The 22,954-nt window shown below is 69.4% G+C and carries 21 protein-coding genes; 18 read left to right on the plus strand and 3 right to left on the minus strand.

Translation table 11 applies throughout. The features are described 5' to 3' along the window. The first annotated feature begins 119 nt into the window (after nt 1-119). The 4 genes from nusA (at nt 120) to rbfA (ending at nt 4,931) form a co-directional block, all read left to right on the plus strand. The gene (gene nusA, locus KEC57_RS16425; RefSeq protein ID WP_229385775.1) at nt 120-1,106 is read left to right on the plus strand and encodes a transcription termination factor NusA; all 987 of its coding nucleotides are present in this window, start codon (nt 120-122) and stop codon (nt 1,104-1,106) included. Nucleotides 1,107-1,252: 146 nt separating this feature from the next. After that, entirely contained in the window at nt 1,253-1,525 is a 273-nt protein-coding gene (locus KEC57_RS16430) for a YlxR family protein (RefSeq protein ID WP_229385776.1), read from the plus strand. Between the two features lie 56 nt (nt 1,526-1,581). Beyond that, the gene (gene infB, locus KEC57_RS16435) at nt 1,582-4,392 is read left to right on the plus strand and encodes a translation initiation factor IF-2 (RefSeq protein WP_229385777.1); all 2,811 of its coding nucleotides are present in this window, start codon (nt 1,582-1,584) and stop codon (nt 4,390-4,392) included. Between the two features lie 71 nt (nt 4,393-4,463). Further along, a complete protein-coding gene (rbfA, locus tag KEC57_RS16440) occupies nt 4,464-4,931 on the plus strand; it encodes a 30S ribosome-binding factor RbfA (protein WP_229385778.1) in 468 nt (155 codons plus the stop codon). Between the two features lie 3 nt (nt 4,932-4,934). On the opposite strand, the gene KEC57_RS16445 is transcribed toward rbfA, so the two are convergent. Further along, nucleotides 4,935-5,801 (minus strand): iron-sulfur binding domain-containing protein, encoded by an 867-nt coding sequence (locus KEC57_RS16445; protein ID WP_229385779.1) that lies wholly within the window; start codon nt 5,799-5,801, stop codon nt 4,935-4,937. A 50-nt stretch (nt 5,802-5,851) separates the two neighbouring features. Here KEC57_RS16445 and KEC57_RS16450 point away from each other — a divergent pair, with 50 nt between their 5' ends. From KEC57_RS16450 to KEC57_RS16490, 9 genes are all read left to right on the plus strand, one after another. After that, nucleotides 5,852-6,538, plus strand: a complete 687-nt coding sequence (locus KEC57_RS16450; RefSeq protein WP_229385780.1) for a nucleoside/nucleotide kinase family protein — start codon at nt 5,852-5,854, stop codon at nt 6,536-6,538. Then, nucleotides 6,538-7,464, plus strand: coding sequence for a tRNA pseudouridine(55) synthase TruB (gene truB / locus KEC57_RS16455; RefSeq protein WP_229385781.1), 927 nt, complete (start codon nt 6,538-6,540; stop codon nt 7,462-7,464). Before KEC57_RS16450 ends, truB begins: the two co-directional genes overlap by 1 nt. Beyond that, nucleotides 7,461-7,829, plus strand: a complete 369-nt coding sequence (locus tag KEC57_RS16460; protein WP_229385782.1) for a hypothetical protein — start codon at nt 7,461-7,463, stop codon at nt 7,827-7,829. Before truB ends, KEC57_RS16460 begins: the two co-directional genes overlap by 4 nt. A 108-nt stretch (nt 7,830-7,937) precedes the next feature. Beyond that, a complete protein-coding gene (locus KEC57_RS16465; RefSeq protein WP_229385783.1) occupies nt 7,938-8,381 on the plus strand; it encodes a hypothetical protein in 444 nt (147 codons plus the stop codon). Then, the gene (locus tag KEC57_RS16470; protein ID WP_229385784.1) at nt 8,378-9,361 is read left to right on the plus strand and encodes a bifunctional riboflavin kinase/FAD synthetase; all 984 of its coding nucleotides are present in this window, start codon (nt 8,378-8,380) and stop codon (nt 9,359-9,361) included. The genes KEC57_RS16465 and KEC57_RS16470 overlap by 4 nt, the downstream gene beginning before the upstream one ends. A gap of 50 nt (nt 9,362-9,411) precedes the next feature. Further along, on the plus strand, nt 9,412-9,789 hold the full coding sequence (locus KEC57_RS16475) for a hypothetical protein (protein ID WP_229385785.1): 378 nt from the start codon (nt 9,412-9,414) through the stop codon (nt 9,787-9,789). 43 nt (nt 9,790-9,832) lie between these two features. Beyond that, nucleotides 9,833-10,840 carry a deoxyribose-phosphate aldolase gene (deoC, locus tag KEC57_RS16480; RefSeq protein WP_229385786.1) on the plus strand — a complete coding sequence of 336 codons (1,008 nt, stop codon included), beginning with the start codon at nt 9,833-9,835 and terminating at the stop codon, nt 10,838-10,840. A 27-nt stretch (nt 10,841-10,867) separates the two neighbouring features. Next, the gene (locus tag KEC57_RS16485) at nt 10,868-12,310 is read left to right on the plus strand and encodes an aldehyde dehydrogenase family protein (RefSeq protein WP_229385787.1); all 1,443 of its coding nucleotides are present in this window, start codon (nt 10,868-10,870) and stop codon (nt 12,308-12,310) included. Further along, nucleotides 12,307-13,170 carry an aldehyde dehydrogenase family protein gene (locus KEC57_RS16490; RefSeq protein ID WP_229385788.1) on the plus strand — a complete coding sequence of 288 codons (864 nt, stop codon included), beginning with the start codon at nt 12,307-12,309 and terminating at the stop codon, nt 13,168-13,170. The genes KEC57_RS16485 and KEC57_RS16490 overlap by 4 nt, the downstream gene beginning before the upstream one ends. 32 nt (nt 13,171-13,202) lie before the next feature. On the opposite strand, the gene KEC57_RS16495 is transcribed toward KEC57_RS16490, so the two are convergent. Then, on the minus strand, nt 13,203-13,919 hold the full coding sequence (locus KEC57_RS16495; protein ID WP_229385789.1) for an NRDE family protein: 717 nt from the start codon (nt 13,917-13,919) through the stop codon (nt 13,203-13,205). Between the two features lie 46 nt (nt 13,920-13,965). On the opposite strand from KEC57_RS16495, the gene coaBC reads away from it, so the two are divergent. The 5 genes from coaBC (at nt 13,966) to KEC57_RS16520 (ending at nt 20,580) form a co-directional block, all read left to right on the plus strand. Continuing rightward, on the plus strand, nt 13,966-15,213 hold the full coding sequence (gene coaBC / locus KEC57_RS16500) for a bifunctional phosphopantothenoylcysteine decarboxylase/phosphopantothenate--cysteine ligase CoaBC (protein ID WP_229385889.1): 1,248 nt from the start codon (nt 13,966-13,968) through the stop codon (nt 15,211-15,213). A gap of 79 nt (nt 15,214-15,292) precedes the next feature. Continuing rightward, nucleotides 15,293-16,192 carry a glycerophosphodiester phosphodiesterase gene (locus KEC57_RS16505; RefSeq protein ID WP_229385790.1) on the plus strand — a complete coding sequence of 300 codons (900 nt, stop codon included), beginning with the start codon at nt 15,293-15,295 and terminating at the stop codon, nt 16,190-16,192. A gap of 192 nt (nt 16,193-16,384) precedes the next feature. Further along, nucleotides 16,385-17,026, plus strand: a complete 642-nt coding sequence (locus KEC57_RS16510) for a hypothetical protein (protein WP_229385791.1) — start codon at nt 16,385-16,387, stop codon at nt 17,024-17,026. Between the two features lie 200 nt (nt 17,027-17,226). Beyond that, nucleotides 17,227-19,395 (plus strand): DEAD/DEAH box helicase, encoded by a 2,169-nt coding sequence (locus KEC57_RS16515; protein ID WP_229385792.1) that lies wholly within the window; start codon nt 17,227-17,229, stop codon nt 19,393-19,395. Between the two features lie 156 nt (nt 19,396-19,551). Then, nucleotides 19,552-20,580, plus strand: coding sequence for an ATP-dependent 6-phosphofructokinase (locus tag KEC57_RS16520; RefSeq protein ID WP_229385793.1), 1,029 nt, complete (start codon nt 19,552-19,554; stop codon nt 20,578-20,580). 77 nt (nt 20,581-20,657) lie between these two features. Here KEC57_RS16520 and KEC57_RS16525 read toward each other — a convergent pair whose 3' ends face one another. Continuing rightward, on the minus strand, nt 20,658-22,781 hold the full coding sequence (locus tag KEC57_RS16525) for a S9 family peptidase (RefSeq protein ID WP_229385794.1): 2,124 nt from the start codon (nt 22,779-22,781) through the stop codon (nt 20,658-20,660). Nucleotides 22,782-22,954 lie beyond the last annotated feature (173 nt).

Genomic DNA, 22,954 nt, shown 5'->3' on the forward strand with positions numbered 1-22,954 from the left:
ATCGACTCCTGCGGCGCCCGTGCGGGGCGCTCCCAGGATCGCCCGGCCGGGCATCGGGTAACGTTGTAGGGTTCCGGCGCGCATCGACGTGCCGGTGAGAGCTGAATAGGGAGGCCACTGTGGACATCGATCTCGGACTGCTTCGGACCGTCGAGCGCGAGAAGGAGATCCCGTTCGACGAACTCGTCCGGATCATCGAGCAGGCGATCCTGACGGCGTACGCCAAGCACACCTCGCCTACCGGCGAATTGCCCGAGGGCGCTCGCTCGGAGCTCGACCGCAAGACCGGTCACGTCGCCGTGTTCATCCCGCTCCTCGACGAGGAGGGTGCCGTCATCGGCGAAGAGGAGAGCACCCCCGAGGACTTCGGTCGCATCGCCGCCTTCGCTGCCAAGCAGGTCATCAGCCAGCGTCTGCGCGACATCGCTGACGACGCCGTGCTCGGCGAGTTCCGCGGCAAGGAAGGCGACATCGTCGCCGGTGTCGTGCAGCAGGGACCGAACCCGCGCATGGTGCATGTCGATCTCGGCACCATCGAGGCGATCCTTCCGCCCGAGGAGCAGGTCGCGGGGGAGGAGTACACCCACGGCTCCCGCCTGCGCGTGTATGTGACGAGCGTTGCACGGGGCACCAAGGGCCCCCAGATCACCGTGTCGCGCACGCACCCCGGACTCGTCCGCAAGCTGTTCGCCCTCGAGGTTCCTGAGATCAACGCCGGTCTGGTCGAGATCGTGTCGCTCGCGCGCGAAGCGGGTCACCGCACCAAGATCGCGGTCAGGGCCAACGATCCCTCGATCAACGCGAAGGGCGCCTGCATCGGCGAACTCGGCCGCCGCGTGCGCGCCGTGACGGAAGAGCTCGCCGGCGAGAAGATCGACATCGTCGACTACGACCCCGAGCTCGCCAAGTTCGTCGCGAACGCGCTGTCGCCTGCGAAGGTCACGTCGAGCTTCATCCTCGACGTGACGAGCAAGGCCGTCCGCGCGCTCGTTCCCGACTACCAGCTGTCGCTCGCGATCGGCAAGGAAGGTCAGAATGCGCGCCTCGCCGCGAAGCTGACCGGCGCCAAGATCGACATCCAGCCCGACAGCATCCTTGAGTCGTGACGGGTCAATGCGCGCGAAGCCCGCGTTGATGAGTCGCGACTCAAGATCGAGTAGGCGAGGAACGAGTCGTATCGAGATCTTGCTTTGTCGAGGCTGAGCGCGCTGCGCGGTCGACCGGCGACGGTCACCCAGCTCGGAGGTGTAACATGGAGGCTGTACGAACGTGTGTCGGATGCCGCGCGCGTGCTCCTCGGTCCGCCCTGCTCAGGGTGGTAGCCATCGAATCCACTCTTGTTCCAGACGAGCGTGCGTCGATGCCCGGGCGAGGCGCGTGGGTGCATGAGACATTACAGTGCGTGGATGCCGCCATTCGGCGCCGCGCATTCGTGCGGGCATTGCGTGTGTCGGGCCCGCTCGACACGCAGACCATCGAGAAACGGCTGAACGGCTATGGAAAAAAAGTGAACGGCTCGAAATGAGACCCGTCCGCGACTAATGGTCTGCCCTGTCTGGGTAGGCCCCAGACAGGAGAATTGTGGCAAACGCCAAACCACGCGTCCACGAGATCGCTTCCGAGCTCGGCGTAGACAGCAAGATCGCCCTCGAGAAGCTCAAGGAGCTCGGCGAGTACGTCAAGAGCCCCTCGTCCACCATCGAGCCGCCCGTGGCGCGCAAGCTTCGCGCTGCCCTCGAGGCTGAAGCCGCGGCTCAGCCCGCCGGCGCGAAGCCCGCAGCCGCTCCGGCGAAGCCGTCGGCGTCTCCGGCGAAGCCCGGCCCCGCTCGTCCGGCTGCTCCGGCGAAGCCCGCTCCGGCCGCTCCCGTCGCTCCCGAGCCCGCAGCTCCGGCGGCCAAGCCCGCGGCGCAGCCGGCGGTCCCCGCCGCCCCGGCTGCACCGGCCCCGGCCGCTCCCGCTCCCGCTGAAGCGGCTCCGGCAGCTTCGACGCCTGCCGCTCCTGCGGCTCCGGGTGCAGCGCCGACCCCCGGCTCGGCGGCGCCTCAGCCCCCGCGTCCGGGCGGCACCCCGCGTCCCGGCAACAACCCCTTCGCGTCGGCGCAGGGCATGGGTCAGCGTCCGGCAGGTCCGCGTCCCGGCAACAACCCCTTCGCTTCGGCGCAGGGCATGGGTCAGCGCCCCTCGCCCGGCAACATCCCGCGTCCGCAGGCGCCTCGTCCTGGCGCTCCGCGTCCGGGTGCTCCGCGCCCCGGTGGTGCGGGTCGTCCCGGTGGCGGCGGTCGTCCTGGTGCACCCTTCCAGCAGCGTCCCGGCGGTCCCGGTCGTCCCGGCGGTGCCGGCGGCGGCTTCCAGCGCCCCGGTGGTGCACCCGGTGGAGCGCCCGCGGGCGGTTTCGCCGGTCGTCCCGCTGGTGGCGGCGGCCGTGGCCGCGGCCCGGGCGGTGGCACCGCGGGTGCCTTCGGCAAGGGCGGCGGAAAGTCCAAGCAGCGCAAGTCGCGTCGGGCGAAGCGGCAGGAATTCGAGATGCGGTCGGCGCCGGTCGTCGGCGGCGTCAACGTCTCGCGCGGTAACGGCGAGACCATCCGCATGCGTCGAGGTGCGTCGATCGCGGACTTCGCGGACAAGATCGAGGCCATCACGGGCTACACCGTGCAGCCCGGCACGCTCGTCACGATCCTCTTCAACCTCGGCGAGATGGCCACGGCCACCGAGTCGCTGGACGAGGCCACGTTCGAGGTGCTCGGCGCCGAGCTCGGCTACAAGATCCAGATGGTCTCGCCCGAGGACGAAGACAAGGAGCTCCTGGAGGGCTTCGGTCTCGACCTCGACGCAGAGCTGGAAGCCGAGAGCGAAGACGACCTCGAGATCCGTCCGCCCGTCGTGACCGTCATGGGTCACGTCGACCACGGTAAGACCCGACTGCTCGACGCCATCCGTCAGACGAACGTGGTCGCGGCCGAGGCCGGCGGCATCACGCAGCACATCGGTGCGTACCAGGTCTGGACCGAGCACGACGGCATCGAACGCGCCATCACCTTCATCGACACCCCGGGTCACGAGGCGTTCACCGCCATGCGTGCCCGTGGTGCGCAGGTGACCGACCTCGCGATCCTCGTGGTCGCGGCCGACGACGGCATCATGCCGCAGACGGTCGAGGCGCTGAACCACGCGCAGGCCGCAGGCGTGCCGATCGTGGTCGCGGTGAACAAGATCGACAAGCCCGACGCCAACCCGGCCAAGGTGCGCCAGCAGCTCACCGAGTACGGCCTGGTCGCCGAGGAGTATGGCGGCGACGTCATGTTCGTCGACGTCTCGGCGCGTGCCGGCACGAACATCCAGGAACTGCTGGATGCCGTACTGCTGACCGCCGACGCGGGTCTCGACCTGACGGCGAACCCCAACAAGGCAGCTCGCGGTGTCGCGATCGAGGCGAAGCTCGACAAGGGTCGCGGTTCGGTCGCCACCGTCCTCATCCAGTCCGGAACGCTCCGGGTCGGCGACTCCATCGTTGCGGGAACGGCGTACGGCCGCGTCCGCGCGATGGCGGACGAGAACGGCGACGCCGTGCTCGAGGCCTACCCGTCCCGCCCCGTGCAGGTGCAGGGACTCAACTCGGTGCCCCGCGCAGGTGACACGTTCATCGTCACGGAGGATGATCGCCTCGCCCGCCAGATCGCCGAGAAGCGTGAAGCGGCCGAGCGCAACGCCCAGCTGGCCAAGGCCCGCAAGCGCATCTCGCTCGAGGACTTCACCCGTGCGCTCGAAGAGGGCAAGGTCGAATCGCTCAACCTCATCATCAAGGGTGACGTGTCGGGTGCCGTCGAGGCGCTCGAAGAGTCGCTCCTCAAGATCGAGGTCGACGATTCGGTGCAGCTGCGGATCATCCACCGCGGCGTCGGTGCGATCACCGAGTCGGATGTGAACCTGGCGACGATCGACAACGCGATCATCATCGGCTTCAACGTCCGCCCCGACACGAAGGCTCGCGAACGCGCCGCTCGCGAAGGCGTCGACACCCGCTTCTACTCGGTCATCTACAACGCGATCGATGACGTCGAGCAGTCGCTCAAGGGTCTGCTCAAGCCCGAGTTCGAAGAGAAGCAGTCGGGTGTGGCCGAGATCCGCGAGGTGTTCCGCTCCTCGAAGTTCGGCAACATCGCGGGTGTCATCGTCCGCAGCGGCACGATCACGCGCAACGCCAAGGCGCGCGTCATCCGTGACGGCGTGGTGCTGGCCGATGGCCTGGCCATCGAGTCGCTGCGTCGCTTCAAGGACGACGTCACCGAGGTCCGCACGGACTTCGAAGCCGGTATCGGCCTCGGCAAGTTCAACGACATCCAGGTGGGCGACGAGATCGAGACCACCGAGATGGTGGAGAAGCCTCGCGGCTGATCGAAATCGGTGAGGGGCGCCACGGTGCGGAAATGACAGCGTGGCGCCCCTCACCTGTCGAAAGGAATGTCATGGCCGGCGAACGTCAGGCTCGTCTGGGTGACCGCATCCGCGTCATCCTCGCCGAACGCCTCGAGAAGGGGCTGCGCGATCCTCGACTGGGGTTCGTCACCATCACCGATGTGCGGGTGACGGGCGACCTTCAGCACGCGTCGGTGTTCTACACCGTGCTCGGCACGCAGGAGGAGCGCACCGCCTCGGCGGAGGCGCTGAAGTCAGCGACGGGGATGCTGCGCTCCGAGGTGGGCAAGCACCTCAACGTGCGTCTCACCCCTTCGCTGGAGTTCATCCTCGACGCGATCCCCGAGAACGCCGACCACATCGCAGATCTGCTGCGCGAAGCGCGTGACCGCGACCAGGCCGTCGCAGGGCTCGCCTCGTCGGCGACGTACGCCGGCGACGCGGATCCGTATGTCAAGCCGCGCGAGATCGAGGAACCGGTCGACGCCCTGGCGTCGGACGTCCCCGACGAGGACTGATTCTCACGAGGGCAGACGGAGGAGTCCCTCGGACACCTCCGCCAGCCCGTCGACGATCAGCGAGTCGATCGCGCGGTCCCGCTGCAACGTGTCGGGCCAGTCCGTGAGCACGTCGTCGTGACGGATGCCGTGGTCCGGGGCATCCCGCAGCGCCTTCAGCACCGCGCCTCGCGCCTGCCGGTCGCTCCCTTCGTAGCGCGCCTGACGCCGGCGCTCGTCGCCCGTGTCGGGATGACCGGCCGCGCGCCATGCGCAACGGTCCGCGAGCGGGCACGCCTGGCATCGCGGAGAGCGTGCCGTGCAGACCGTCGCGCCGAGCTCCATCGCCGCGGCGTTGACGATCGCGGCGTCGGTGTCGTCCTCGGGGAGCAGCAGCGTCATCGCGGCGAGGTCGCGCGTATTCGGCGGACCGGGCTGTGACCGTCCGTCGACCGCTCGAGCAAGAACCCGGCGGGTATTGGTATCGACCACCGGATGCCGGTCGCCGTACGCGAAGACCGCCACCGCGCGGGCCGTGTAGTCGCCGATGCCGGTGAGCGCCAGCAGCGCCTCGACGTCGCGGGGGACGACGCCGTCGTGACGGTCGCGGATCTCCGTCGCCGCGCGATGCAGCCACAGTGCACGGCGCGGGTAGCCGAGATTCGCCCACTGCCGCACGGCCTCGGCCGGGGCATCCGCGGCCAGAGCCGCCGGCGTCGGCCACCGATCGAGCCACGCCTCGAGGTGCGGCACGACGCGGGTCACCGGCGTCTGCTGCAGCATGAACTCGCTCACCAGCACGCCCCACGCGCCGAATCCGGGCCGGCGCCACGGCAGGTCCCGGGCGATGCGGGGGTACCACGCGATGAGCGGCGCGGCGAGGTCGGGCATGCCGTCCAGCCTACGCAGAGCGCATCCTGCGGCGGCCGTAGGCTGGGGTCATGCGCCTTCCCGTCACACCGACAACGACGCTGTGGCGCGGCTTGCGCGACGAGGTGCGTCAGCACTACGCCGCCGGGCGGGTGATCGTCGCGGTGGACGGCATCGACGGTGCAGGCAAGACCACCTTCGCCGACGGGCTGGCCGAGGTGTTCGCTGAGTCCGGCGCAGCGGTGTTCCGCGCCGGCGTCGACGATTTCCACCGTCCGCGGTCCGAGCGCTACGCGCGCGGACGCACGAGCGCGGAGGGGTTCTACCGCGATTCGTACGACTATGCGACGCTGCGGCGCGTGCTCGTCGACCCCTTCCGCGACGGCGCGCAGACGGCGGGATCCACCGGGTTCCAGCTCGCCGCGTTCGATCTCGCGCGCGACGCACAGGTCGAATCGCAATGGGTCACGGCATCGCGTGACGCGGTTCTGGTGCTCGACGGGATCTTCCTGAATCGGCCTGAACTGCGTGGCCTCTGGGACTGGTCGGTGTGGCTGGACGTGCCGTTCGACGTCGCGTACGCGCGCATGGCGCTGCGCGACGGCTGCGATCCCGATCCCGATGCGGCGTCGAACGCGCGCTACCGGAAGGGACAGGATCTGTACCTTCGCGATGCGCGACCCCAGGAGGCGGCATCCGCCATCGTCGACAACACCGACCTGACCCACCCGCGCCGCGTGTTCCGGGACTTCTGCTGATGGCCGCACCCGGGATCCTGCTCGTCGACAAGCCCGGCGGCATCACGTCGCACGATGTCGTGGCCCGCGCGCGCAAAGCGCTCGGCACACGCAAGATCGGTCACGCCGGCACGCTCGACCCCATGGCGACGGGGCTGCTGGTTCTCGGCGTCGAAGCCGCCACGCGCCTGCTCACATACGTCGTGGGGCTCGACAAGACGTACGAAGCGACGATCCGCCTGGGCGTCGCGACCGACACCGATGACGCCGACGGCGAGATCATCGCGATGACGGATGCGTCGTCGGTCGAGTCGGTCGCGATCGCCGAGGGCATCGCGGCACTCACCGGACGCATCTCGCAGGTGCCGAGCACGTACTCGGCCATCAAGGTCGACGGACGACGCGCCTACGACCTCGCGCGGGCGGGGGAGGACGTCCAGCTCAAGTCCCGCGAGGTCACGGTCTCCCGCTTCGCCGTGCGGGCCGAGCGCCCGGCGAGGATGACCCCCTCAGCGGTCGCGGCAGACGCGGCATCCGGCGCGGTCATCGATCTCGACGTCGTCGTGGACTGCTCGAGCGGCACGTACATCCGCTCGCTCGCACGCGATCTCGGGGCGGCGCTGGGCGTCGGCGGCCACCTCACCGTGCTCCGCCGCACGCGCATCGGACCGTTCGAGGTGGCGGATGCCGCGTCGGTCGACGCCATCGCCGAGGCGACGCTGATCCCGCCCGCCGCGGCGGCCACCGCTGTGATCGGACGATTCGACGTGACCGCGGATGAGGCGCGGGATCTGCGCCATGGCAAGCGCCTTGCCGGTGCCGCCTCGCGGCTCGCGGCCGACCCCAGCGCCGCGATCGATCCGGACGGGGCCCTGGTCGGGGTCGTGGAACGTCGCGCCGACGATGTGAAGAGCGCCATGAACATGCCGCAGGAGGCGACACGATGATCTTCTGGTTCTCGATCGCGCAGGTCGCCGTCGCCGTCGCCGCCGGACTGTTCTGCGTCATCGCGGGGCTCGCCGGACGACGGCCGAGCGATTTCACCGTCGGGTCGCTGGTTCTGGTGGAGCTGCTTCTCATCGCGCAGATCGTGGTCGCGATCATCGCGCCCCTGGCCGGCAACCCGCCCAGCGGCAGCCTGCTGGAGTTCTGGGTCTACCTGGTGTCTGCGGCGCTGCTGCCTCCGGCGAGCGTGTTGTGGGCGCTGTTGGAGCGCAGTCGCTGGAGCACGGTGATCATGGGCATCGCCGCGCTGTCCGTGGCGGTCATGGTGTGGCGCATGCAGGTGATCTGGACGGTGCAGATCGCCTGAGCGCATGGCAGCGGATCGAGCGACAGCGGCACCGCCGACCGCCGGGCACGTCATCCTGTGACCCGTGCGCGCCCGGGCCGCCGGCATCCGAACTAAAATCATCAGGTTATGTCGACGCCTCCTCGCCCCCGCATGACCGGTATCGGTCGCGTTCTCGTGATCGTCTACGCGATCATGGCCCTCGCAGCCACCGGCCGGTCCTTCGTCCAGATCGTGCAGAGATTCGACGAGGCCCCGCTCGCCTACACCCTCTCGGCCGTGTCGGCGGTGGTGTACATCGTGGCCACTCTCGCACTCGTCTTCGCGGGATCGAAGGGCTGGTACATCGTCGCGTGGGTCGCGATCGGGTTCGAACTGGTCGGGGTGCTGGTCGTCGGGACGCTCAGTCTCGCGGTCCCCGAGCTGTTCGCACACGACTCGGTGTGGTCGTGGTTCGGCCGCGGGTACGTCTTCATCCCGCTCGTGCTGCCGTTCCTGGGGCTGTGGTGGCTCATCACTCACCGGCCGTCCTCGCGCCTGGCTTCGACCGAGCAGGCGGCGGTGGCGTCGTGATCGTGTTCCGAGACCCGGCCGAGGTGCCCGCCGGATTCGGGCCGGCGGTCGTCGCGATCGGAAAGTTCGACGGGGTGCACTCCGGGCATCGCGCGGTGATCGATCGTGCACAGGTGGATGCTGCGGCCGCCGGCGCGCGAGTGGTCGCCGTGACGTTCGACCGCAACCCGCTGGCGCTGCTGCGTCCCGAGGTCTGCCCCGAGAGCCTGGTCGGCGTGAGTCAGAAGATCCAGCTGCTCGCCGAGGCGGGAGTCGACGCGACGCTGCTGCTCGCCTTCGATCGCACGCTCGCCGACCTGGGCGCCCGGGAGTTCGTCGAGCACGTGCTGGTCGGAGCGCTCGGCGTGCAGATCGTGCTCGTGGGTGCGGACTTCCGATTCGGTCGCGGCGGTGCGGGTGATCCGGCGCTGCTGCGCGAACTGGGAGGCGAGTTCGGCTTCGAGGTGGACGTGGTCGACGACGTCCGTGCGATCGACGCCGGACGTCGGGTGTCGTCGACGTGGGTGCGCGAACTGCTGTCGGCCGGTGACGTGTCGGGTGCGACCAAGCTCCTCGGGCGCGCTCATTCCGTGCGCGGCGAGGTGGTCCACGGGCTCAAACGCGGCCGCGAACTCGGTTTTCCCACGGCGAATCTGTCCGCCGCGCTGGAAGGGTTCGTGCCCGCCGAAGGCGTGTATGCGGGCTGGCTCGTCGACGGCGGCGTCCCGGGCGATGGGGCCGCCGAGCCTCGCAGCAGCGTGCGGTATCCGGCCGCGATCAGCGTCGGGACCAATCCCACGTTCGATGACGTGGAGGTGCGCCAGGTCGAGGCGTACGTGCTCGACGAGACCGAGCTGGACCTCTACGGCCACACCGTCGACGTGGAGTTCGTCTCGCGGATCCGCGGCATGGTGGCGTTCGAGGGGATCGAGCCCCTCATCGAGAAGATGACCGACGATGTCGCGCAGGTGCGCCGCGAGCTCACCCGCACCCACCCGTAGACCCGCAGGACCCGTAGACCGGCGAGCCGTGGCGCGCCTACGATCGAGGCGTGCACCCACTGGACCTCCTCGCCGCCGACGCTGCGGCAGCGAACCCCGTGAATCTGTGGGGCGCCCTCGGCTGCGCGGTCGCCTACTCGGCGTCGCTGCTCGCGACACTCGACGCGTTCGCCGACCTGATCCTGGCGAGGGGCGACTCTCCGGCGGGCAGGCTCACACCCGGGGTAGGCTTGAAGTTCGCCTCGAAGCTGGTGGCTGCGGCGATCGCGGTCATCGCGGCGGGGATCGTGCTCGCACTCGACGACAACTGGTTCGCGTTCACGAGTCTGACCATCGCGTTCCTGGTGGTCGTCGGAATCGGTCTGATCGTCCTGATGCGCCACTCGAAGACGAGCATGGATGAACCGGCGGCGAACACGGGCGGGTGAGGCATCCTCGCCCTCGTACGAGCCACAAGACAGAGGGAGAACCATGAGCCGAACCGATCTGCAGACGCTGCCCGAGCGGGCCGTCCAGCTGCTCGGCGGCGAGCCCGATGACACGACGCTGCAGCGATACCTGCACGGGCTGTCCGGGGTCGACGCGGTGGGACTCGAACAGCGCGCGGCCGGTCTCGGCACCCGCTCGATCAAGACCACGTCCAAGGCCTGGGCGCTCGACAGGATCATCGAGCTCATCGACCTCACGACACTCGAGGGCGCCGACACGCCGGGCAAGGTGCGCTCCCTCGTCGCGAAGGCGCTGAACCCCGATGCCTCCGATCCCACCTGCCCGCGCGTGGCGGCGGTCTGCGTGTACGGCGACATGGTGCCCTACGCCGTCGATGCGCTGGGCTCGGCGCACGGCGATCCGGATGAGGGCGGCGTCAGCGTCGCCGCGGTCGCCACCGCCTTCCCGAGCGGCCGGGCCTCGCTCGAGATCAAGCTCGCCGACACCGCCGAGGCCGTCGCGCACGGCGCGGACGAGATCGACATGGTCATCGACCGCGGTGCGTTCCTCGCAGGCCGCTACGGACTGGTGTTCGACCAGATCGCCCGGGTCAAGCAGGCGTGTCGCCGCGAAGACGGCTCGTCTGCGTCGCTCAAGGTGATCCTCGAGACGGGCGAGCTCAACACGTACGACAACGTCAAGCGCGCGTCGTGGCTGGCGATCCTCGCGGGGGGCGACTTCATCAAGACCTCCACCGGCAAGGTGCAGCCCGCCGCGACGCTCCCGGTGACACTCCTCATGCTCGAGGTGGTCCGCGACTGGCATCGCGCGACGGGAGAGAAGGTCGGAGTGAAGCCGGCGGGCGGCATCCGCACCTCCAAGGATGCGATCAAGTACCTCGTGACGGTGGCCGAGACGGTCGGAGAGGAGTGGCTGCAGCCGCACCTGTTCCGTTTCGGGGCGTCCAGCCTTCTCAACGACGTGCTGCTGCAGCGTCAGAAGCTGACGTCCGGACACTACTCCGGTGCCGACTACGTGACGATCGACTGAGACCGAGAAGGCGACTAGGACCCGAACATGAGTTTCCTCGAGTACGCACCCGCGCCCGAGTCGCGGGCCATCCTGAACCTCCGAGACGAGTACGGACTGTTCATCGACGGCGAGTTCCGTCCCGGCAGCGGTGAGCCGTTCGCGACGATCTCGCCGGCCGACGAGAAGCACATCGCGACGATCGCGGCAGCAAGCGAGGCGGATGTCGACGCCGCCGTCGCCGCCGCGCGACGCGCCTACGACAAGACCTGGTCGAAGATGAGCGGACGCGACCGGGGCAAGTACCTGTTCCGCATCGCCCGCCTCGTGCAGGAGCGAGCTCGCGAGCTCGCCGTCGCCGAGAGCCTCGACAACGGCAAGCCGATCAAGGAGAGCCGCGACGTCGACGTGCCCCTGGTCGCCGCGTGGTTCTTCTATTACGCCGGCTGGGCCGACAAACTCGACTACGCCGGCCTCGGCGCCGACCCGAAGGCGCTCGGAGTAGCCGGACAGGTCATCCCGTGGAACTTCCCGCTGCTGATGCTCGCGTGGAAGATCGCCCCAGCGCTCGCCGCGGGCAACACCGTCGTGATCAAGCCGGCCGAGACGACCCCGCTGTCGGCGCTCATCTTCGCCGAGATCCTGCAGCAGGCCGATCTGCCGGCCGGCGTGGTCAACATCGTGACCGGCGCCGGAGCGACGGGTGCAGCGCTCGTGCGGCATCCCGACGTGAACAAGGTCGCCTTCACCGGCTCGACGCCCGTTGGGCGCGAGATCGCCAAGGCTGTCGCGGGCACCGACAAGAAGCTCACGCTCGAACTCGGGGGCAAAGCCGCCAACATCGTGTTCGAGGACGCTCCCATCGACCAGGCCATCGAGGGCATCGTCAACGGCATCTTCTTCAATCAGGGGCACGTCTGCTGCGCGGGCAGCCGTCTGCTCGTACAGGAGTCGATCCATGACGATGTCGTCGACCGCTTGAAGTCGCGTCTGTCGACGCTTCGGCTGGGTGATCCGCTCGACAAGAACACCGACATCGGCGCGATCAACTCGGCCGCGCAGCTGCAGCGCATCAAGGAGCTCAGCAGCATCGGCGAGGACGAGGGCGCGGTGCGCTGGAGCGCGGACTGCGTCATCCCCGAGAACGGTTTCTGGTTCGCGCCGACGATCTTCACGAACGTCCAGGCGAGTCACCGCATCGCGCGCGACGAGATCTTCGGGCCGGTGCTGTCGGTGCTCACTTTCCGCACGCCCGGCGAGGCGATCGAGAAGGCCAACAACACTCCCTATGGCCTGTCGGCGGGCATCTGGACCGACAAGGGCTCCCGCATCCTCGCTGTCGCCGATCGCCTTCGTGCGGGCGTCATCTGGGCGAACACCTTCAACAGATTCGACCCGTCGAGTCCGTTCGGCGGCTACAAGGAGTCCGGCTACGGCCGTGAGGGCGGCCGACACGGCCTCCTCGCCTACCTGAAGGGAGCCCGCGCATGAGCAAGCGGCTGACCGTGCCCAAAACCTACAAGCTCTACATCGGCGGGGCGTTCCCGCGCAGCGAGTCGGGCCGCACCTACGAGGTCGTCTCGGCGAAGGGCGACTTCCTCGCCAACGCGGCGCTCGCATCCCGCAAGGATGCGCGCGATGCCGTCACCGCCGCCCGCGGCGCCGTGAAGAGCTGGTCGGGAGCCACCGCGTACAACCGCGGTCAGGTGCTCTACCGCGTCGCAGAGATCCTCGAAGGCCGCAAGGTGCAGTTCGTCGACGAGATCGTGCAGCAGACGGGGGCCTCCTCGTCGGCAGCCGGCGCCGAGGTGGACGAGGCGATCGACCGATGGGTCTGGTACGCGGGCTGGTGCGACAAGTTCGCGCAGGTCGCCGGAAACGGCAACCCGGTCGCCGGGCCCTACTTCAACATCTCGGTCCCCGAGCCGACGGGCGTGGTCGGTGTCATCGCCCCGCAGGACACCGCGCTGCTGGGGCTCGTGTCGGCGATCGCGCCCGCGCTGGTGACCGGCAACTCGGTCGTGGTCGTCGCGAGCGAGCGCTACCCGCTATCGGCCGTCAGCTTCGCCGAGGTGCTCGCGACCAGCGACGTGCCTGGGGGAGTGGTGAACGTGCTCACCGGGTCGCCGGCCGAGCTCGCGCCCTGGATCGCCTCGCATCCCGACGTGCACGGCCTCGATCTCGTCGGGGCCGGCGACCTCGACTGGATCGACCTGCAGGTCGCAGCTGCCGAGACGCTCACGCGCGTGCTCCCTCCGGAGCGCGGCGCGGATGCCGCGGCGCCCAGCCTCGATCGGATCACGGCGTTCACCGAGACCAAGACCGTCTGGCACACCAAGAGCCTGGTGTAGCAGCGCTCTGACATGGCGCCGCAGGTGGCGTGCTACGTCAGGTCCAGACCGCCCCAGCGGCCGGGCTCGCGAAGCTCTCCGTAGCGCGCTTCGACGCCTTCGTCACTGACCGACGCGACGCAGGCCAGCAGCGACAGCGTCGGGAAGCCGTACGGCCGGTTGTCGCGGATGATCGCGCGATCGTCCGTGCTCTCCAATGCCGCGGAGCGCTCGAGTACCTCGACCCACGGCATCCACCACCGCTCGTCGTCGGCGGGCGCCTGCGAGCGGAACTCGCCCAGCCAGCGCTCGATCCGAGGGGTCGCCGGATCGTCGACGTCCTCGTGCGCGATCATGTGGGTGCCCGGCGAGAGCTCGATCTCACGCAGCGAGTCGCCATCCCAGGTGAGCACTCGAGCACGCGAGCCGTGAACCTCGACCAGGTTGAAGCCGTGCGTCGCGGGAGCGCCCTGAGGCGAGCGGCCGGCGACCGATTCGAGCACGAGCCCGCCACGGGAGACGAGTTCGGACTCGGGCCGGGTCGACACATCCGCGCGGTTGAGCAGCACCGACAATCGACCGGCGGCGGGATCTGCGGCGAGCCACGCGCCGCCTGCCCGGGCGTCGCGCACCCCGACCACGCCGGCGTGCGGCTCGGGCCACCATCGACCCAGCGGGTTCCACGGCCGTTCCGGATCTTCGTCGCGGATCGCGAGCACCAGGGTCGGGTCGCCGCTTCGCTCGGGGATGCGGATGACGACGGTGCACATTGCGGACTCTCCTGACTGCGGTCGTGGGTCGTGCCAAGATCGGATGGTGTTCGTCGTGATCGGAGTCACGGGCGGGATCGCCGCCTACAAGACAGTGCACCTCGTGCGCCTTCTCGTGAAGGCGGGTCACGACGTGCACGTCGTGCCGACCGAGGACGCGGTGCGCTTCGTCGGCCTGCCGACCTGGGAGGCGATCAGCCGCAACCCCGTGACGACCTCCGTCCACGACGACGTCGCACGGGTGCGGCACGTCTCGCTCGGCCAGTCGGCCGACCTCGTGATCGTGGCTCCCGCGACGGCGAACAGCCTGGCGAAGATGGCCACCGGACTCGCGGACGATCTCCTCGGAACGACCCTACTCGCCACCACGGCGCCCGTCGTCGTGGCCCCGGCGATGCATACCGAGATGTGGCGGCATCCCGCCACGGTGCACAACATGCAGACGCTCCGCGACCGCGGCGTCATCGTCGTCGGGCCCGACGACGGCGCCCTGACCGGTGGCGACAGCGGCCCGGGACGGATGTCGGAGCCGGAGGCGATCCTCGAAGCCGCACTGGCTGCCGCCGGGGGATCACGCTCCGACCTCGGGGGCGTCCGCGTCGTGGTGACCGCCGGCGGCACCCGCGAGCCGATCGATCCGGTGCGCTACATCGGCAATCGCTCGAGCGGTCGTCAGGGGGTCGCGGTGGCGCTCGCGGCAGCCGAACGAGGCGCAGATGTCGTACTGATCGCGGCGCACGTCGACGACGGCGTGCTGGCCGAGGCATCCGCATCCGCTCGTCTGAAGATCGTTCGCACCGGAACCGCCGCCGAGCTCGGACGAGCCGCCGCAGACGAGGCCTCGGCCGCTGACGTCGTCGTCATGGCTGCGGCCGTCGCCGACTATCGCGTGGCCGACGTGTCGGAGTCGAAGCTGTCGAAGGATGCCGCCCCCGGCCGGGGACTGCGGCTCGATCTGGTCGAGAACGACGACATCCTCGCGGGGCTCGTGGGCGTCCGTCGCGACGGACAGACGATCGTCGGATTCGCGGCCGAGACGCCCGGCGAGGGCGAGACGCTGCTCGATCGGGGCCGTCGCAAGGCCGCGCGCAAGGGTGCGGATCTGCTGGCGGTGAACCAGGTGGGCTGGTCGCTGGGCTTCGAGGCGAACGAGAACGAGATCCTGATCCTGACCGCAGAAGGCGTCGTGGTCGAGACGACACGCGGGACCAAGCGCGAGGTCGCGGACGCCTTATGGGATGCCGTCCTCGCGGTGCGCCGGAACCCCGGCCAAAACCGCGGGAAAACTAAGTAACGAAACAGTAACGGCGCATGTAGAGTGGTGCGCACCACGTCGACGAGGACGTGGCGCAAGCCCACGGAGGACATGCCCGATGCCCCAACCCGCGGCATCCGACCGCGCCCGCGACCGGATCCACGCCCTGTTCGTCGTCTGCGTCCTGGCCGTCGCCAGCCTCGTGATCGCGTTCCTCGGAGCGTCGCCGGCACGGGTGACATCGCGTGAGCTTCTCGGCGACACGCGCACCCCCGGAGACGCGGCTTTCATCGCGAGCCACCGCGGCGGGGCCGCGACTGCCCCCGAGAACACGCTGCCGGCGATCACTGCCGCGCTCGCGGGAGAATTCGACTACGTCGAGGTCGACGTCGCGCTCACCGCCGACCGGCATCCGGTGCTCATGCACGACGCGTCCGTCGACCGCACGACGGACGGACACGGCCGCCTCGCCGCGCTCACCCTCGCGGAGGTCCGCGCCCTCGATGCCGGCTCGTGGTTCGACCCGGCATTCGCGGGGACGCAGGTGCCGACGCTCGCGGAGTTCCTCGACACGCTCGGCGGTTCCGGCGGCCGCGCGATCATCGAGCTGAAGGGAAGCTGGGACGCCGATGCCGTCGCCGGCGCGATCGCCGAGGTCTCGGCACGCGCACTCGAGGATCGCGTCGCGCTCGCGAGCTTCGACGCGCGCACCCTCGCGTTCGCGGCGGGGGCGTCGGATGTCGTCTCGCGACTGCTCATCCTCAAGAATGTGCCGGCCGACGTCGCGAGCGCCGTGGCCGAAGCCGGCGCCCGGGGAGTGGTCGTGAGTCGCAAGGCCGTGCTCGCCCGTCCGTCGATCGTCGACGAGCTGCACGCGGTCGGCGCGCGCGTCGTCGTCTACACCCTCAACGACGACACCCAATGGGATGCCGTCACGGCGCTGGGCGTCGACGGGATCGTGACCGACGACCCGCACACCCTGTCGGAGTGGCTGAGCACCTACGCCGGGGAGCGCTGACACCGGGGACCGCCGCGCCGGCGCGGCCTTCGAGACAGACCGCGAAGAGGCCGTGACAGCCCCGTGGCCGGCACGTGATCGGGTCGTGATCGGCGCGCCCTGGCGCCGCGCGGCGACCCCGCCGTACTGTCGAAGCGAGGTTCGCGCCACGTCGTGGACCGAGTGATCGGAACGTTCGGAATCGGAGGAGCCATGCGGCTGATCGACACTGTGCCGCGGCGCATCGCGATCGGAGCCGTCGCGATCGTCGCCGTGGTCGGAGCGGCCACCGGATGCCGACCGGAGCCCGCGGTCACGCCGTCGGCCACGCCGTCGTTCAGCGTGGACACGCCGACACCGGGTCCGTCGGTCACCCCGATCGAGACCGAGATGCCCGATGCCGGGTTCGAGCTTCCCGCGTCGTGCGAAGGCATCTACTCCACCGCACTGCTGGCCGACCTCGAAGCGACCAATCCGCCGCTCAACGACCCCGGGGTCACGATGCTCTCGACCGAGAACGTCGACGTTCTCGAGATCCTCCACAGCGGCGTGCCGACGTTGCGCTGCACGTGGGGCCAGCCCAGCGAGTACGGGCTGGCGACGAACGTCACGGTGGTCGACGCCGCGCAGATCGACGCCATCGCGCAGGCGCTGCCCGCGGCCGGATTCGGATGCGAGCCTCTGGGCGACGGCACCGTCTGCCGCATCGAACAGCGCGGCATCACGCTCGACGACGAGGAGTACACGCGCGGCGAATCGCACTACCTCGGCGCGGGCGGCCTCGTCACGACGGCGTGGATCAACTTCACTCCCGAGGGCTACACCGAAGACATCGTCGCGACGCTCTGGGGTTGACGGACACTTTTCCCGTAGAATGGCCGGAGGGGACCCTCCGACGATGTCGCAGCTCGCTGAAGCGAGTGCCCGCGGCCGCCGAAGTCCAGCCCCGATCCCGCGTTCGCGACGGCGTCCGCGCCGCCCGCGGGAGCACGCAGATCCATCGGTGTCAACCGATCATCGCCGGAGAAGATCCGGCACTCACGCTCAGGAGGAGCATGCCGCCCACGGCACCCGCCCAGACGGCGCAGCGTCGCCGCAAGACCTCGTCGTCGCGCCGCGACGATGAGGCCCCGATCATCCCGATCCTCGCCCGCAAGGTGCGCGAGGTCGAGGCGAAGGCCCAGCGCGGCAAGCTCGGGCCCACCAATCGCGTCAAGTTCCAGGTCATCGCCTTCCTGGTCCGCGAGGAGCGGGCACGGGTGAAGGCCGACACGACGGTGACCGATGCCGCACGCGCCGAGTTGCTCAAGCGCCTCGACGGCGTCGCGACCATCCTCGCGAAGACCGCGGCACGCGACACCTCGCTGATCCAGCTTCTCGAGGTCGACCAGGCGGCCTCCCCGGTCGCGCGTCGCATGCGCCGTGACTGGCTGCTCGAGTCGGGGGCGGAGCTGCCGCCCGACGAGCTCATCATCACGGACGTCGCGCCGATGTCCACACCGGTCGTCCCGGCAGCCCTTGCACAGCGCCAGGTGATTCCGGTACAGGTCGAGGCCCGTCAGATGGCGAACCCGTTCCTGGCTCCCGACCTCACGACGCGGGGGCCGAAAGAGACGCCGCGCCGCCGCCTCGACAGCTGGGAGCTCATGGGCCCGCTGTACAAGGCGTTCGAGACCGGCGCCGGGGGAGCGAGCGCCTCGATGGAGCTGCCCTCCGTCCCCGAGTACGATCGGCTCTCGCCCAAGGGGCTCGAGGTCATGCCGCACCAGTCGCGGTTCCTCGAGGCTGTGCGCGAGGGGCACCGCACGTTCCTCCTCGCCGATGAGCCCGGCCTGGGCAAGACCGCCGAGTCCGTGCTCGCGGCATCCGTCGCCGATGCGTACCCGCTGCTGGCGGTCGTGCCCAACGTCGTCAAGATGAACTGGGCGCGCGAAGTCGAGCGGTGGACCCCGCAGCGCCGCGCGACCGTGATCCATGGTGACGGCGAGGCCATCGACGCGTTCGCCGACGTGTTCATCGTCAACTACGAGATCCTCGATCGCCACCTCTCGTGGCTCGGCAGCCTGGGCCTGAAGGGCATGGTCGTCGACGAAGCGCACTTCATCAAGAACCTGTCCTCGCAGCGCTCGCAGAACGTGCTGGCGCTCGCCGGTCGCATCCGTGAGCAGGTTCCGAACCCGCTGCTTCTCGCCCTGACCGGAACGCCCCTCATCAACGACGTCGAGGACTTCGACGCGATCTGGCGCTTCCTCGGTTGGACGACGGGTGAGAAGCCCGGGCCCGAGCTGATGGAGAAACTGGATCAGACGGGCCTCACACCCGCCGACAAGGCGTTCTACCCCGAGGCGCGGGATGCGGTGATCTCGATGGGCATCGTTCGGCGCAAGAAGAAGGATGTCGCAGCCGACCTGCCCGACAAGCTCATCGCCGATCTTCCCGTCGAGCTCGACGACGAATTCGGCCGGTCGATCCGTCAGGCCGAGCGCGAGCTCGGTGAGCGTCTCGCCGCCCGGTACCGCCGGATCATCGAGGCGCGCGGAGCCAATAGACGCGCTCAGGAGAATCTCGCCCCCGGCGAGGTGGATGACGACATCGTCCGTCTGGTCGCGCAGAACGAGCTCGAGGAGTCCAAGGCCGCCGGCACGGGGTCCGAGAATGTCTTCACCATGGTCCGCAAGATCGGTCAGGCCAAGGCCCTGCTCGCGGCCGATTATGCGGCTCAGCTGCAGCGCTCGGTCGGCAAGGTCGTCTTCTTCGCGAAGCACATCGACGTGATGGATGCCGCCGAGGCGCATTTCGCCGGAGCCGGGATCAAGACCGTGTCGCTGCGCGGCGACCAGACCACGACGGCGCGGCAGCAGGCGATCGACGCGTTCAACAACGATCCCGGTGTCGGCATCGCGGTCTGCTCGCTCACCGCCGCCGGCGTCGGAGTCAACATGCAGGCATCGTCGAACGTCGTGCTCGCCGAGCTGTCGTGGACGGCCGCCGAGCAGACGCAGGCGATCGACCGCGTGCACCGCATCGGACAGGACGAGCCTGTGACGGCGTGGCGCATCATCGCCGCTCACACGATCGACACCAAGATCGCCGAGCTCATCGACTCGAAGCAGGGACTCGCCGCCCGCGCGCTCGACGGCGAAGTCGTCGACCCGCAGTCCAGTGACTCCGTGCAGCTGTCGGCGCTCATGCACCTCGTGCGGCAGGCTCTCGGCGCAGCGTAGCCGCACCACCTCCGCAGCCCGGATGATCGCCTCTCAGAAGGCGGTCACCCGGGCTGCGGTGTTACCGGGCGTGTGTGGCAGGGGGCGGCATCCGGGCGCTAGTGTCGGGTGAGGCAGCGTCGCCGACTCTCTTCACCCGACAGCGAGGACCACAGCATGAAGATCGGCATCCTGACCAGTGGCGGCGATTGCCCCGGACTCAACGCGGTCATCCGCGGCGTCGTGCTCAAGGGCACGACGACGTACGACCTCGAGTTCGTCGGCATCCGTGACGGCTGGCGCGGTGCGGTCGACGGTGACTTCTTCCCCCTCACCCGCCACGAGGTGAAGGGTCTGTCGAAGGTCGGCGGAACGATCCTCGGCACGAGCCGCACCAACCCGTACGAGGGTCCGCGCGGCGGAGCCGAGAACATCGCCAAGACGATGTACGGCCACCGCATCGACGGCATCATCGCGATCGGCGGCGAAGGCACCCTGGCCGCGGCGAACCGCCTCTCCAACGACGGCATCAACGTCCTCGGCGTGCCGAAGACGATCGACAACGATCTGCGCGCCACCGACTATTCGTTCGGCTTCGACACCGCCGTCAACATCGCCACGGACGCGATGGACCGCCTGCGCACCACCGGAGACTCGCACCAGCGCTGCATGGTCGCCGAGGTCATGGGCCGCCACGTGGGCTGGATCGCCCTGCACGCGGGCATGGCCGCCGGCGCGCACGCCATCTGCATCCCCGAGGTTCCGATGTCCATCGATGAGATCACCGATCTCGTGTCGCGTGCCCACGACCGCGGTCGTGCACCGCTCATCGTGGTGTCGGAGGGCTTCACGCTCGAGGGCATGGACGAGGCATACAGCGACAAGGGCCTCGACGCCTTCAACCGCCCCCGCCTCGGCGGGATCAGCGAGGTGCTCGCGCCCGAGATCGAACGGCGCACCGGCATCGAGACCCGCTCGACCGTTCTCGGCCACATCCAGCGCGGCGGTTCCCCGTCCGGCTTCGACCGGGTGCTCGCGACCCGTCTGGGTCTGCACGCCGCCGACGCCGTCGTCGAGGGCGCATGGGGTCAGATGGTCGCGATGCGCGGAACCGACATCGTGCGCGTCCCGTTCGCCGAGGCGCTCGGCGAACTCAACACCGTGCCCATCCACCGCTACGAAGAGGCCGCCGCGCTCTTCGGCTGAGCGGCTGTTCAGCAGAGCGAACACGTCAACAGAGCGGATGCCTCGGCCGAGGCATCCGCTCGTTCCGCCGGGCCGGATCAGGCGTCGGCGACGCCGAGCACGTCCAGCAGCCAGGCGAGTTCGAATGCGCGCTCGCGCCAGGCGTTGTAGCGACCGCTGACACCGCCGTGACCGGCGACCATCTCGCACTTGAGCAGTGCATCGGCGCCCACCTCGCGCAGGCGAGCGACCCACTTGGCGGGCTCGACGTACAGCACGCGGGTGTCGTTGAGTGAGGTCACGGCGAGGATCCTCGGGTAGGAGGCATCCATGCGCACGTTCTCGTACGGGGAGTACGACTTCATGTACGCGTACACCTCGGCGTTGTGGAGCGGGTCGCCCCACTCGTCCCACTCGATGACCGTCAGCGGAAGCGACGGGTCGAGGATCGTCGTGAGCGCGTCGACGAACGGAACGTCGGCGAGCACCCCTGCGAACAGCTCGGGGGCGAGGTTCGCGACCGCACCCATGAGCAGGCCGCCCGCAGAGCCGCCTTCCGCGACCAGCCGGTCGGGTGCGGTGTAGCCGTTGTCGATCAGGTGCAGCGCGCAGTCGACGAAGTCGGTGAAGGTGTTGCGTTTGCTGAGCAGTTTGCCGTCCTCGTACCACTGGCGGCCCATCTCGCCGCCCCCGCGCACGTGCGCGACCGCGAACACGACGCCGCGGTCGAGCTCCGACAGACGCGCGACGGAGAACCCGGGCTCGATGGAATGCTCGTACGAGCCGTAGCCGTAGAGGTGCAGCGCCCGCGGTGAGACGCCGGCATCTCCGAAGGACCGCTTCCACACGAGCGAGATCGGGATCTGGGTGCCGTCCTGCGCGTGGGCCCACACGCGTGCCTGCGCGTAGTCATCGGCGTCGTAGCCGCCCAGCACCGGCTGACGCTTGCGCAGGAGCAGTTCGCGCGTCGCGACGTCGAGGTCGAACACGGTTCCCGGCGTCACGAACGAGCCGTAGCCGAGGCGAAGCAGCGGGGGAGCCCATTCGGGATTGCCCCCGGTGCCCACCGAGTACAGCGGCTCGTCGAACTCGATCTCGCTGACCTCGCCGTTGCCGTAGTCGAGCATGCCGAGCCGCGCGAGACCACCGCGGCGGTACCCGACCACGCCCCAGTCGCGGAACGTCGATACACCGAGCAGCCGTTCGCCCGGACGGTGCGCGATCACGACGGCACGCTCGCCGGAGGGGGCGGATGCCGCCACCCGCACCAGCTCGAAGTCCAGGGCATCGTGGTTGTGGAGGATGAAGAGCACGTCCTCGCCGTCGATCACCGCGTGCTCGGAGTCGTACTCGACGCCCTCCACGCGCGGCCACACGACGCGCGGCGCGCCGCGGAGGTCGTCGGCGTCCAGCAGCCATTCCTCCGAGGTGATCGACGAGCCGAGGCCGATCACGAGGTACCGGTCGCTGCGGGTGAAGCCCGCGCCGACCCAGAAGCGCTCGTCGGGTTCGTGGAAGAGCTTGGCGTCGGAATCGACGGATGTGCCGAGCTCATGCAGCCACACCGTGTCGGGGCGCCATGCGTCGTCCACGGTCGTGTACACGATGAAGCGCCCGTCGGGCGAGAACGTCGCCCCCGCGAATGTGTCGGGGATCACATCGGGCAGCTGCTCACCGGTGACCAGGTTGCGCACGCGCACGGTGTAACGCTCGTCGCCGGCGACATCGACGCCGTAGAGCATCTGGGTGCCGTCGGTCGTGATCTCGAAGCTGCCGAGCGAGAAGAACTCGTGTCCCTGAGCCTCGACGTTGCCGTCGAGCAGCACCTGCTCGCCGGGCACCTCGATGTCGGCCGACAGCTCGGGCGGGGTCCAGTCGTCGGGCGAGGCCAGGGGGGCACGGCACTGGATGCCGTACTGCTTGCCTTCGAGGGTGCGCCCGTAGTACCACCAGTCGCCGCGGCGCGCCGGAACGGAGAGGTCGGTCTCGAGCGTGCGCCCCTTGATCTCGTCGAAGATGCGCGCGCGCAGTCCTTCGAGGTGAGCGGTGCGCTCCTGCGTGTAGGCGTTCTCGGCCTCGAGGTGCGCGATGACCGCGGCATCCTCCTTCGCGCGGAACCACTCGTACCGGTCCTCGACGTCGTCGCCGTGGTGGGAGCGCACCACCGGACGCACATCGGCGATGGGGGCGGGGGAGGGTGCGGAGGTGTCGTGGACGGTCACGATCCCACGCTAGCCGCGTTCGCCTGCACAGAGGCGCCGCGCGGGAGCGTCGAGCTGGGCAGGCGCCGTGTTGATCCGCAGGGTGGCCGATGTAGGATTCTTGCTGGCCGGTTGCCGGTACCTGAATACAAGGTGAACTGTTCGTTCGTCGCGCCGATCCCGTCGGCACTCCT

It is taken from the genome of Microbacterium allomyrinae (assembly GCF_020682705.1).
Lineage (GTDB): Bacteria > Actinomycetota > Actinomycetes > Actinomycetales > Microbacteriaceae > Microbacterium > Microbacterium allomyrinae.